This window comes from Fervidibacillus halotolerans (assembly GCF_026547205.1).
In the GTDB taxonomy this organism is placed as follows: Bacteria; Bacillota; Bacilli; order Bacillales; family Caldibacillaceae; genus Fervidibacillus; species Fervidibacillus halotolerans.
On sequence record NZ_CP106877.1, the window covers coordinates 1,222,173 to 1,235,453 of the forward strand.

The window sequence follows — 13,281 nt, forward strand, 5'->3', positions numbered from 1 at the left end:
CCACTCCTTAATCTTGGGACAGCCATGTACGAATTAGTTTTGCAAATTCTTCTGGGCGTTCTTTTGCCATTCTCTCAATCCGTTTTTTACGTACTGTGCTTTCCGTTTCATTCTCCTCATCTAAATCTGGAATTTCGATCGCCTCTTCATGGCTTGCCGCTTGCAAGTCTTCCTCTAGTATGTCGGATCGTCTCCGTCTTAACAAGAATAGGATGAGGAAAATCAAACCTAGGATAACCATTGCACCAATTATGTATGCCCAAAGTGGGACACCGGTTTTTTCACTCACACCACCTACCGTGTCCATCTTCCCTAAGAGTGGCTGGAATGAAACGGCGATTTTATTATTTAACTGTTCATCAGTTAATTCTGCCGTATCATCATCTTTATAAATGGTGGTCCGAATAATCGTACTTAAAATTTTTTGGATATCCTCTTCGATATTTGTATATGTAGCATTTTCGCCTTCAGGAGGTTCAACGACTACTTGAATCCCTAAATCTCGAATTTTATAAGGACTTTCCACGATTTGTTTTCGAATCCGATTTACTTCTTTGTTTACGGTTTCTTCTGTTCGTTCATACTCGCCAGAACCGTCTGTTCCTTCAATATAAGAACCACCCAAAGCATCATTATTATCTTCGGCTGCAGGAATCCCACCTGGTTCCACATTCGTTCCCGAATATGTTTCAGTTAACTTTTGGGCACTGATGGTAATACCCTCATTATTTTCTTCATCGACAGGCTCCACTAAATTTTCTTCCCGATTTTCTTGAGTGAAATCGATATCTGCACTAACGGAGACGATTACGTTATTTTGTCCCATTAACATACCTAAAAAACTTTGTACTTGACGTTGAATATCCCGTTCAATTTCCCTTTTAATCTTGTATTGGGTAGCAATTGTATCTCCGTTCTCAAAATTGTCACCATTTTTGTCATCAAAGTACTCAAAATTTTGATTCATAATGACGATATTATCCGTAGGAAGATTTGGGACGGATTTCGATACTAGTGTATACAATCCGTTGATTTGCTTATCAGTAAAATTGTAACCGGGTTTTGTCGTAATTACGATTGATGCGGATGCTTCCTGCCCTTGATCTTTTACGAATATTCCTTGTTCCGGCAAATTAATCATCACGTTTGCGTCCTGAATTCCTTCAATCGTTTTAATTAAATTTGCAAGTTCCGTTTGCATGGCATCGAGCTTCATAACGTTAAATTCATTATCCGTCATCCCAATACCAGCATTGGAACTAAAAAAGGAATAATCGATGTTTCCTGATTGGGGGATTCCTTCCGCAGCAAGTTCGACGAGTAATGATTCTACCTTTTCTTTCGGCACTTTAATCGTCGTTCCATTTTCAGTAATTTCCGATTGAATTCCTTTTTCATCTAAAGTTTCTTTTATTCTTCCCGTTTCCGCAGGTGTGAGATCACTGTATAGCGGAACCATCGTCGTTCTAGTAGAAAAATAGACGATAAAAGCGATAAGAACAAAAACAATAGCAAGGGAACCGACAAACCACATTTTTTGTTGTTTATTTTTTTCATTCCAATATGCTTTTATTTTTCGAACGATATTTTGCAACTGTTCTTTCATTACTCTCTCTCCGGAAGTTATTATCTATTTTAGATTTTAAAATTATACTTGCATTCGCATAATTTCTTGATATGCTTCAATTACTTTATTACGAATTTCCATCGTCGCATTTAACGTAATCGACGCTTTTTCAGCTGCGATCATGACTTGATGCAGTTCTACATTTTCTCCAAGAGCTAATTTTTCCGTTAAACGATCCGCTTGAATTTGCGCATCGTTCACTTCGTTAATTGCATTTTTTAACATGTTGGAAAAAGATTGTTGGGCTTGTGAAGGACTTATATTTGTTTTTGTTTGATCATTTTGAGTAGAAATAAAATTATTGTTAAAAATCGATTGGATATTCATTTGAAACACTCCTTTCATTTAAAAAGGATCCCATTAATCGGATATAAAGGATTCGTCATCTATCGAATCAACAAAAAACTATTTTCCGATTTCTAACGTTTTTAACAGCATCGCCTTTGAAGCATTTAACACCGTGACATTCGCTTCATACGTTCGGGTCGTACTTAACAAATCGACCATTTCCCGTAGCGGATCCACATTTGGCATTTGAACATACCCATCCTCGTTTGCATCCGGATGACTAGGATTATAGACGAGTTTAAAAGGGGTTGAATCCTCGACAATTTTTGATACTTTCACGCCCGATCCTGACGACTGTTCTTTCAATGTACTATTAAATATGGAGGAAAAAGATTGGCCTTGTTCTTGAAGGACGACAGATTTTCGACGATAAGGAATCCAATTTCCATCAACGAGTTCGCCCCTCGTCGTCTCTGCGTTCGCCATATTCGAGGAAATTACGTCCATCCGAAGTCTAGATGCTGTTAAAGCAGATGCTGAAATATTTAAACTTGAAAACATTATTGGCTCCCTCCTTTAATAACGGATTGCAACGTTTGGAATTTACCGTTCAATCGATCAACAATCGCGTTATAATAAATTTGATTTTGAGCCAATTTTACCATTTCCAAGTCCACATCTACACTGTTTCCATTATGATTGTATTGGACATTCGGCTCGGTAGTAACAATCGGATTCGAAGTGGTTGGGGAGATCGGAATATGTTTTTCGTTTGTCAAATTTGCTTTAAATGATCCATTCATTTTCTCATCTAAGATCGCCTTAAATTTGACATCCCTTGCTTTGTAATTTGGTGTATCAACATTAGCAATATTATGTGAAATAACCTTTTGTTTCACTGTTGAATAATCCAATGACGTTTCCAACAATGAAATGGTGTTTGAAAATAATTTCATCCTTTTCTCCTCCAAAAATCGTAATAAAATGATGAAATCCGACAATATTTTCATATATCTTTATATTAATCATTGTTTCAAATAATGTAAACAGCTTCATCATAGGTATAATTGCCTATTTTTTGGAAAAAAGTAGATTGGATAAATAGGACGTATAGAGATTGTTTCCGTAATCATTCGACATCTTTTAATACTATTCGACGAAATTCACTTAAATCCTTTATTTTTTTTACAACAATTGTATTTTCCACATTTAAATCCTAACAAAATTTGCTACTAGAATTACTATCGTTTTTAAACAAAAAACAGGCACTATAATTTTTGGTGTTGGTGACTAAACCTAACACCTTTTTTTGATCAAAAAAATAGAGACAAGTGACACTTCCCTAGTAAAATGTAATCGCCAAACCACATTTAAAGGAGTGATGTCACATGTCTCAACATGATTGGATATGCATTTTATTGAATATAAAAAGATAATAATATCTTTTTTGAGAACGAAGAACTTTAAGCTCTTAAAGAAGGTGTTGTCAAAAAAACAAAACACGTCTCCAAATATTTAAAAACCGCCATCAAACACAATGATGAAATACATACCTCATGTAGAAAATACGTTTACATGAAAATACAACAACGGGGTTTTGGAAGGAATCAATAAAGACGAAGACGATGAAACCCATTGCCTTTGGTTATAAGTGCTTTGATTATTTTATACATCGTATTCTTTTTACCAATCATTTCGTAACCATAAAAAAGGTGTCCATTAAGTCCAAAATAGAAAACATTTGCGGCGACTCCTGCGGGGAAAGCACGGGTCTCGAGACTCCGCAGGAGAGAAGTGACGAGGAGGTTTGAGCCGTACCACTGGATGCGCGTCCGCCAATGGAACGTATAACTTTAAACCAATTTTGGATGAATGGACAACGTGATCCGATTACATTTTACTAAAAAAAATTACGAAATTATTCTCCAACACGATTTGACAAAGAAACAAAAAACAAAGCGGAAAATTCATCCGCTCTGCTTTTCATTCGATTTCGAAAAAAACCGATTATGATTTTACTTTTTCAAGTTCTTCGAGAAATTTATCGTTCAATACTTTGATAAATGTTCCTTTCATTCCAAGGGAACGGGATTCAATGACCCCTGCACTTTCTAATTTTCTCAAAGCATTTACGATTACTGAACGAGTAATACCGACCCGATCAGCGATTTTGGAAGCTACTAATAATCCTTCTTTTCCGTTTAATTCTTCAAAAATATGTTCAATTGCTTCTAATTCACTGTAAGAAAGGGAGCTGATTGCCATTTGAACGACCGCTTTACTGCGGGCTTCTTCTTCAATTTCTTCAGATTTTTCCCGCAAAATTTCCATTCCTACAACGGTTGCACCATATTCAGCAAGAATTAAATCATCATCATTAAATTCTTGATTTAATCGGGATAGAATTAATGTACCGAGTCTTTCACCTGCACCGACAATCGGTACAATCGTCGTTAATCCGGTTTTGAATAGTTCTTTATTTTCCACTGGGAAAGCTGTATACTCACTATTCACATCAATATTAGCAGTCGTATCGGTTATATTGAAAAGATTTTTCGTATAGTCTTCTGGAAATTGACGATCCTCTAACATTTTTTTCATCCGCTCATTTTCAATTTGTTGGACGATGGAAAATCCGAGCAATTTCCCTCTTCTACTAACAATAAACACATTCGCATCAATAACATCCCGAAGAATTTCAGACATTTCTTTAAAATTAACAGGTTTCCCCCCTGCATTTTGCAACATCGCATTAATTTTTCTAGTTCTTGCTAATAATTCCATATCCATTACCTCCTATTTTTCATTTGTTATTCATCTTATCGTTTTCCATACATGTTCTTTTTCCATTACAAAATAAATTCACTTAAATCTTTGTCCTTCGAAATTGCTCCTAGTTTTTCATCTACATATTGGGGAGTAATCGTAATTTTCTCCAGCGTAATATCAGGCGCCTCAAAGGATAAATCTTCCAATAATTTTTCCATAATCGTATACAGTCTTCTCGCACCGATATTATCCGTATTTTGATTCACTTCATATGCAACTTCAGCAATTCTACGAATAGCTTCGTCTGAAAATTCTATTTTTATACCTTCTGTTTCCAATAATGCGATATATTGTTTAATGATCGCATTATCCGGTTCAATCAAAATTCGCACAAAGTCATCAATTTGAAGTTTATTCAATTCGACTCTGATCGGAAATCTTCCTTGTAATTCAGGAATTAAATCTGAGGGCTTCGCCATATGGAATGCACCGGCAGCAATAAATAAAATATGATCCGTTTTAACCGGTCCGTATTTCGTCACTACCGTCGAACCTTCCACAACAGGTAAGATATCCCGTTGAACACCTTCCCTAGAAACATCGACAGAGCTTCCATTTCCTTTGCTAGCGATTTTATCGATCTCATCGATGAAAATAATCCCTGTTTGTTCGGCCCTTTGAATCGCCTCTTGAACAACTTCATCCATGTCGATCAATTTGTTAATTTCTTCATTTACTAAAATTTTTCTTGCATCTTTTACAGGGAGTTTCCTTTTTTTTCTCTTTTTTGGAAGGAAACTACTTAAAGCATCTTGTAAATTAATGCCCATTTGTTCCATTCCAGAACCTTGCAACATATCGAACATGGATGGAGCTTGTTCTTCGATTTCAATAGTCACCATTTCATTTTCTAGTTCGCCCTTCTCTAATTTTTCTTTAATAATTTTTCTTTTCGTAGAGATCGATTCATCTTCCTGTTCCGTTTCTTGATGCTGATCGTCTTTTTGTTCTCCTCCGAATAGTAAATCGAATGGATTTTTTACATTCGCTTGCCTTTTCATCGAAGGTACAAGAAGATGAACCAGTCGGCGATTGGCATTTTGTTGGGCCTTTTCTTTTACAGTATCAGCTTTTACTTGTTTAACGAGACGAACGCTCGTTTCCACTAAATCCCGGACCATTGATTCAACGTCTCGACCGACGTAACCAACTTCCGTAAATTTTGTTGCTTCAACTTTCACAAAGGGGGCTTGAACAAGCTTAGCGATTCTTCGAGCAATTTCGGTTTTACCGACCCCCGTCGGCCCAATCATTAATATATTTTTCGGTATTACTTCATCTCGGATCTTTTCCGGTAATAAACCTCTTCGCCAGCGATTGCGAAGGGCGATAGCAACCGCTCGTTTCGCTTCCTTCTGACCGACAATAAATTGGTCTAATTTTTCAACGATTTCCCTCGGGGTTAAATGCGCCTCAATTTCCCTTTGATTCATTATGTCACTCCCTTATTTCCAACAACAAATTATAATTCTTCTACAATAATATTCCTATTCGTATATACACAAAGATTTGCTGCAATTTCTAAAGAAGCTTTAGCGATCTCAGTTGCAGACAGGTGACATGCATACGTTTTTAACGCCCTGCCTGCTGATAAAGCATAGTTCCCTCCAGAACCGATAGCCAAGATCCCATCATCGGGCTCTATAACTTCCCCCGTTCCTGAGATCAACAACATATGGGTCTTGTTCATCACAATTAACATCGCTTCCAGTTTACGTAATACTTTATCACTTCTCCACTGCTTCGCCAATTCAACAGATGCCCTCTGTAAATTCCCATTATATTCTTCCAATTTTCCTTCAAACATTTCAAATAATGTAAATGCATCGGCAACTGAACCTGCAAAACCAGCGAGAACTTTCCCGCTATATAATTTTCTTACCTTTTTTGCTGTATGTTTCATCACAACCGCATTTCCAAATGTCACCTGACCGTCTCCAGCCATTGCGCCTTTCCCATTATGATGAATGGCAAATATGGTCGTTGCATGAAATTGACTCACCAAGAACCCTCCTTTACGCACGGGGATGATGTTGAGAATATACTTTCTTCAATCGTTCTTTCGTTACATGTGTATATACTTGTGTAGAAGATAAGTGGGAATGACCTAACAATTCTTGAACGGTACGTAAATCTGCGCCATTGTTTAATAAATGAGTTGCAAAAGAATGCCGAATCATATGGGGGTGAACATGGTAATTTTCCCCTGCTTGGTCAATAATCCGTTGGAAAATATATTGGATACCTCTCACTGTCAACGGCGTTCCTCTTTGATTAACAAATAAAAACGGATGATTATGTTTTTTCATCAATTTTTGCCGTCCATTTTGTAAATAGTCCTGCAGAGCTTTTCTTGCCATCGATCCAAAGGGAATATATCTTTGTTTCTTTCCCTTTCCCGTGACGAGAAGTACCGATAATTGTTCATCCACATCCGAAAGGCGAATACCCGCACATTCAGCAACCCGAATACCTGTTGCATACATCAGTTCTAACAAGGCTAAATCCCGTTTCCCAACCGGATCGGACGTATCGATCGAATGAAATAAAAATTCCAGTTCTTGTTCATAAAAAAATTCTGGCAGGCGCTTTTCCAGTTTCGGCAAAGTGACCTGTGCGAAAGGATTGGATTTTACATATGATTCACGCATTAAAAATTTGTAAAAGGAACGGAGAACTGAAATTTTCCGTGTTACCGATTTTTTTGCATACCTCTGTCCATATAATTTCGTTAAGTATAATCGCGCATCCTGATAAGTGACAAGTTGCAGATTATGTATTTCTTGTTCATTCATGAACATAAAAAAATCTTGAACATCATGTTTGTAGGCGCCAATTGTATATTGTGAATAATTTTTTTCTATTTGTAAATATTCAATGAATTTCTGTAACAAAAAATTCATATTTTCCAACAGATTCACCTTCTAATTGGCTTTTAAATAATAACACAAATATTTGAATATTGCAACAGTTGGATTATGGCAATTCCTAACTTTCTGAATTGAAATAAAAATCATCTTGAAATGAACGTTTAGAAAAACATGATGATTTTCAAAGTTTATCCAATTATTATATTATATCATTTTTTTTTATTTATCCAAACAGTTTTATTTAATTCACATATCTTTCAAGAAAAAAAGAGTGAATGGACTCACTCTTATAGTTCCTCTTTATAATCACATTGACTACACTGTATTTGTACGCCTTTTTTTATTTTTTTCTCCACTAACATTCCACTACATTTTGGACAAGGACGATTGACCGGTTTATCCCAGGAAAGAAAATCACATTCAGGATAACGATTGCAACCGTAAAAAACCCGCTTGTTCTTACTTTTTCTTTCGATCACTTGACCCTTTTTACATTTTGGACATGTAACACCGATTTCTTTCACGATTGGCTTTGTGTTTCTACATTCGGGAAAATTGCTACAAGCCATAAATTTACCGAAACGACCCATCTTGATCACCATCGGGTGTCCGCATTTCTCACAATCTTGGCCTGCGTATTCATCTTCAATTTCTACCTTCTCCATTTCAATCTCTGCTTTTTCTAAGTTTTTCTTAAACCCGTTATAGAAATGGTCCAAAATATTAATCCAATTTTCCTTTCCTTCTTCAATCAAATCCAAATCCGATTCCATTTTTGCAGTGAATTCAACATCGATGATTTCGGGAAAAAATTCGGAAATTAATTCGATGACAATTCTTCCTAATTCTGTCGGAACAAACCGCTTTTTATCTAACGTTACGTAACCACGCCTTTGAATCGTATCGAGGATCGGTGCATATGTAGAAGGACGACCGATCCCCAATTCTTCTAATGTTTTAACGAGCCTTGCCTCCGTATATCTTGGAGGTGGTTGGGTGAAATGTTGGGTCGGTTTCATTTCTATGTTTTTTACTTCATCTGATTCTTTTAAATCGGGGAGAAAGTCGTTTTCCTGTTCATCTAAATCATCCGAACTTTCCACATATACTTTCATAAATCCTGGAAATTTTAGTTTTGAACCGTTCGCTCGAAATATAATCGAGTTGTTTTCTAAATCAACAGTCATCGTATCCATTATTGCCGAAGCCATTTGACTTGCCACAAACCGTTCCCAAATTAATTTATACAATCGGTATTGATCCCTCGATAAATATTGTTTAACGGAATTCGGTGTCCGAAACACACTTGTCGGTCGGATCGCTTCATGGGCATCTTGAACATTGTCCCCTGTTTTTTCCTTTCTCTCCTTTTCCTTCACATATTCTTTCCCGTATTCCGTTTCGATAAACTGGGTTGCCTCCCGTTTTGCTACATCCGAGACGCGTATGGAATCCGTTCGCATATAAGTGATCAGACCAACTGTCCCTTCTTTTCCCAAGTCGATACCTTCATAAAGTTGCTGGGCGACCATCATCGTTTTTTTCGCTCGGAAATTTAATTTTCGAGCGGCTTCTTGTTGCAACGAAGAAGTAATAAAAGGGGGAGAAGGTTGTCGTTTTCGTTCTTTTTTTACGACTTTTTTAACAGAGAAAAATTCCCCTTTTATTTTTTGGAGAATGTTTTGAACGTCCTGTTCCGATTTTAAGGATATCTTTTTCCCGTCTTTTCCATAAAAATGGGCTTCAAACGTTTCTCCATTTATTGCGAAATGACCAGTTATTTTCCAATATTCCTCTGGAACAAATTGATTAATTTCATTTTCTCGGTCGATGATTAATTTAACCGCTACCGATTGAACTCGCCCGGCACTTAATCCCTTTTTCACTTTTTTCCATAAAATGGGGCTGATCTTATAACCGACAAGTCGATCAAGTATTCGCCTCGCTTGCTGGGCATTTACTAAATCCATATTGATTGATCTTGGTTTTTTAAAGGATTCTTTAATCGCATCCTTCGTTATTTCATTAAAAACGACTCGACAATCGCTCATTGTATCTAGCTCTAGGGAATTGGCTAAATGCCAAGCAATCGCTTCCCCTTCTCGGTCCGGGTCGGCAGCTAAATAAACTTTTTTCGCTTTTTTTGCGGCATTTTTTAATTCTTTTATAACCGGACCCTTTCCTCGAATCGTAATATATTTCGGTTGGAAACCGTTATCCACATCCACTCCGATTTGACTTTTCGGTAAATCACGGACATGACCCATGGATGCCTTTACCTTATATTTTTTTCCTAAATATTTTTCAATTGTTTTCGCCTTTGCCGGCGATTCCACGATCACTAAATATTCTGCTGACATAAAATATCCTCCTTGGAGGTTGACTTGACATTTTCCTTTTGAACCATTTCGTTAAATGGATAAAAAGGCACTTAAAAAGATGAATCTCCCAATAATTATTAAAGGAAAAGGAATGATTTGTCAATAAGCAAATGATATTCTAATGAAAAAACTGAAATCTTATTTTCATTATTCCATGTTTTTTAATTCATTCGTGATATCTTCAACGGATAAAACGAGTTTCGCTCCTTGTTGGATAAGCAAATTCGTTCCTTTTGATGTGGCGGAAGTAATCGGACCAGGAACGGCAAACACTTCCCTTCCCTCTTGTAAAGCAATATTTGCCGTAATTAAAGATCCACTTCGTTCTTTGGCTTCAATCACTAATGTGCCTAAGCTGAGTCCAGCGATGATTCGATTCCTTTCCGGAAAATGGTATTTTTCAGGTCTTTTATTTGGCGGGTATTCGGAAAGAATTAAATGTTTTTTGGAAAGAATTTGGAAAAGGTTCCGGTGATCTTTCGGATAAATATGAAATAAACCGCTTCCTAAAACTGCGATCGTTTTTCCGTCGAATTGATCGGCTTTTAAGTGGGTGAGCCCGTCAATTCCTTTTGCAAAACCGCTAATAATTACATAATTTCTTTCAACTAAACCTTTGACGAGTTGTTCTGTTACCCGTTTCCCATATTCGCTAGGATTCCTTGTTCCTACTATGGAAATCATACGCTTTTCTTTCAATAAATGTCCATCCCCTAAATAATATAAAACAAAAGGGGGCTGGTAAATTTGTTTCAATAAAAAGGGATAGTTGTCATCGAAACGAGTAATTGTTTGAATATTTCTTTCTTTGTACCACTGCAGGAGATTTTTCCTTTGAACCGTTTGAAGATCGTAAACGATAGTTTCTGCTCTTTTTAGTGGAATTTGAAAATGAAGATATAAATCCTTTGGGGTATATGCGAAGATTTTTCTTAAAGTTGGATCGAGTTTTAACATTTTATCCAATGTTTTCCATCCGATACCCCGACAATGATGCAACTGAATCAGCCGTTTTCGAAAGGATTGTTCCATATTCCAAAACTCCCTTTTGAAATGAAAAATGATTTATAGAAATTCGAAAAATGAGCCGATAGCCCCATCTATTAGGACTATCGGCTTATTTTTAAAGGTTTTTACATTTTTCATACAATCCTTGTTCTTTTAATACGTTGATTAATGTTTCTCCAATAACAGCTGGCGTTTCAGCTACTTTAATTCCACATTCGTTCATGACACGAATTTTTTCATCAGCAGTTCCTTTTCCGCCAGAAATAATCGCTCCCGCATGTCCCATCCGTTTTCCGGGTGGAGCAGTTCTTCCGCCGATAAATCCAACGACTGGTTTTTTCATATTTTCTTTTACCCATAAAGCCGCTTCTTCTTCAGCGGTTCCACCAATTTCTCCAATCATAATAACCGCATATGTTTCAGGATCCTCATTGAACGCTTTTAAAACATCGATAAAGTTTGTTCCGTTGACCGGATCCCCACCGATTCCAACGGCCGTCGTTTGTCCAATTCCTGCTTTCGTTAATTGGTAAACAGCTTCATAAGTCAACGTACCAGAACGGGATACGACGCCGACGTGACCTTTTTTATGAATATATCCAGGCATGATACCAATTTTACATTCATCAGCTGAAATCACACCGGGACAGTTTGGACCGATTAGACGGGTCTTTTTCCCTTCCATATAACGTTTTACTTTAACCATATCCAATACTGGGATATGTTCAGTGATGCATATAACTAAATCGAGTTCTGCATCAACGGCTTCCATAATTGCATCTGCTGCAAATGGGGCGGGAACGTATATGACAGATGCAGTCGCACCTGTCGCTTCAACCGCTTCGGATACCGTATTGAAAACTGGTACACCTTCCACCTCCGTTCCACCTTTTCCTGGAGATGTACCGCCGACAATTTTCGTCCCATATTCGAGCATTTGTTTCGTATGGAAAAGGGCTGTTTTCCCTGTGATTCCTTGAACGATTACTTTCGTGTTTTTATCGATAAAAATACTCATACTATCCCCTCGCTTTCCGCTTCATTTCATAACCGAATCAATCTTCTGTAATTGAAATATGAAACAATCATATTCAAAATGCACTTCTCCTATCCTACTAAACTTACGATTTTTTCAGCACCTTCAGCCATGGAATTTGCAGCTATAATGTTCAATCCTGATTCTTGCAAGATTTGTTTTCCTAGTTCCACATTCGTTCCTTCTAGGCGTACGACAAGTGGTACAGAAAGTCCAACTTGTTTTGCTGCTTCGACAACGCCGGTGGCTATGATATCACACTTCATAATACCGCCGAATATATTCACGAAAATACCTTTTACTTTCGGATCAGATAAAATAATTTTAAAGGCTTCGGCTACTTTTTCTGCAGTGGCACCTCCACCGACATCTAAAAAGTTCGCAGGTTGACCACCATAATATTTGATGATATCCATCGTAGCCATTGCAAGACCTGCACCATTTACCATACAACCGATATTGCCATCGAGCGAAATATAACTTAAGTCATATTTAGAAGCTTCGATTTCTTTCGGATCTTCTTCATCCAAATCCCGATATTCTAAAAGCTCCGGATGTCGGAATAAAGCGTTTGAGTCAAAATTCAATTTCGCATCGAGGGCCATAACAGAACCATCGCCGGTGAGGACTAGGGGGTTAATTTCTGCTATGGAACAATCCTTTTCTACAAAGACTTTATAAAGTCCTAACATAAATTTGACCGCCTCGTTGACGGATTTCTTCGGAATATTCATTTTAAAAGCAATTCTTCTCGCTTGGAAAGGTGCAAGACCAACTACTGGATCGATATATTCCTTATAAATTTTTTCCGGGGTACGGGCAGCTACCTCTTCAATTTCCATACCCCCTTCACTGGATGCCATTAATACTACTTTCGATGTTGCCCGATCGACAACAAAGCCGATGTAATATTCCTTTTGAATATCGCATCCTTCTTCAATCAGTAAGCGCTTTACTTCTTTACCTTCAGGACCCGTTTGGTGTGTAACGAGTTTTTTTCCTAATAAATCCTCTGCGTATGTACGAACTTCATCTAAATTTTTCGCTACTTTTACTCCCCCTGCTTTCCCACGTCCACCAGCATGGATTTGGGCTTTCACAACAACTACATCTGAACCCAGTTTTTTCGCTGCTTCAACGGCTTCGGCTATCGAAAAAGCAACATGCCCCTTGGGAACGGAAACCCCGTATTGACGTAAGAGGTCCTTCCCTTGATACTCATGGATATTCATCTGCCATCCT

12 protein-coding genes are annotated in these 13,281 nt (G+C 37.4%); all 12 read right to left on the reverse strand.

What is annotated here, in order from left to right; genetic code table 11:
• Positions 1 to 7: 7 nt before the first annotated feature.
• The 12 genes from fliF to sucC all read right to left on the reverse strand — a co-directional run bounded on the left by fliF (position 8) and on the right by sucC (position 13,271).
• Positions 8 to 1,606, reverse strand: coding sequence for a flagellar basal-body MS-ring/collar protein FliF (gene fliF, locus OE105_RS05750; RefSeq protein WP_275421791.1), 1,599 nt, complete (start codon positions 1,604 to 1,606; stop codon positions 8 to 10).
• 42 nt (positions 1,607 to 1,648) lie between these two features.
• Complete coding sequence (gene fliE / locus OE105_RS05755; protein ID WP_275421792.1) at positions 1,649 to 1,954, reverse strand: flagellar hook-basal body complex protein FliE; 306 nt, start codon at positions 1,952 to 1,954, stop codon at positions 1,649 to 1,651.
• A gap of 78 nt (positions 1,955 to 2,032) precedes the next feature.
• Positions 2,033 to 2,476, reverse strand: a complete 444-nt coding sequence (gene flgC / locus OE105_RS05760; protein WP_275421793.1) for a flagellar basal body rod protein FlgC — start codon at positions 2,474 to 2,476, stop codon at positions 2,033 to 2,035.
• On the reverse strand, positions 2,476 to 2,871 hold the full coding sequence (flgB, locus tag OE105_RS05765) for a flagellar basal body rod protein FlgB (protein WP_275421794.1): 396 nt from the start codon (positions 2,869 to 2,871) through the stop codon (positions 2,476 to 2,478). Before flgB ends, flgC begins: the two co-directional genes overlap by 1 nt.
• Before the next feature lie 1,051 nt (positions 2,872 to 3,922).
• On the reverse strand, positions 3,923 to 4,699 hold the full coding sequence (gene codY, locus OE105_RS05770; protein WP_275421795.1) for a GTP-sensing pleiotropic transcriptional regulator CodY: 777 nt from the start codon (positions 4,697 to 4,699) through the stop codon (positions 3,923 to 3,925).
• Positions 4,700 to 4,764: 65 nt separating this feature from the next.
• Positions 4,765 to 6,177, reverse strand: a complete 1,413-nt coding sequence (hslU, locus tag OE105_RS05775) for an ATP-dependent protease ATPase subunit HslU (RefSeq protein ID WP_275421796.1) — start codon at positions 6,175 to 6,177, stop codon at positions 4,765 to 4,767.
• 29 nt (positions 6,178 to 6,206) lie between these two features.
• Positions 6,207 to 6,746 (reverse strand): ATP-dependent protease subunit HslV, encoded by a 540-nt coding sequence (gene hslV, locus OE105_RS05780; protein ID WP_275421797.1) that lies wholly within the window; start codon positions 6,744 to 6,746, stop codon positions 6,207 to 6,209.
• Between the two features lie 13 nt (positions 6,747 to 6,759).
• On the reverse strand, positions 6,760 to 7,656 hold the full coding sequence (gene xerC / locus OE105_RS05785; protein WP_420842577.1) for a tyrosine recombinase XerC: 897 nt from the start codon (positions 7,654 to 7,656) through the stop codon (positions 6,760 to 6,762).
• 245 nt (positions 7,657 to 7,901) lie between these two features.
• A complete protein-coding gene (gene topA, locus OE105_RS05790; RefSeq protein ID WP_275421798.1) occupies positions 7,902 to 9,974 on the reverse strand; it encodes a type I DNA topoisomerase in 2,073 nt (690 codons plus the stop codon).
• Between the two features lie 168 nt (positions 9,975 to 10,142).
• Positions 10,143 to 11,027, reverse strand: a complete 885-nt coding sequence (gene dprA / locus OE105_RS05795; RefSeq protein ID WP_275421799.1) for a DNA-processing protein DprA — start codon at positions 11,025 to 11,027, stop codon at positions 10,143 to 10,145.
• A 91-nt stretch (positions 11,028 to 11,118) separates the two neighbouring features.
• Positions 11,119 to 12,021, reverse strand: coding sequence for a succinate--CoA ligase subunit alpha (sucD, locus tag OE105_RS05800; protein ID WP_275421800.1), 903 nt, complete (start codon positions 12,019 to 12,021; stop codon positions 11,119 to 11,121).
• Between the two features lie 89 nt (positions 12,022 to 12,110).
• Positions 12,111 to 13,271: an ADP-forming succinate--CoA ligase subunit beta gene (gene sucC / locus OE105_RS05805; RefSeq protein ID WP_275421801.1), complete on the reverse strand. Its 1,161-nt coding sequence runs from the start codon at positions 13,269 to 13,271 to the stop codon at positions 12,111 to 12,113.
• Between the last annotated feature and the right edge of the window lie 10 nt (positions 13,272 to 13,281).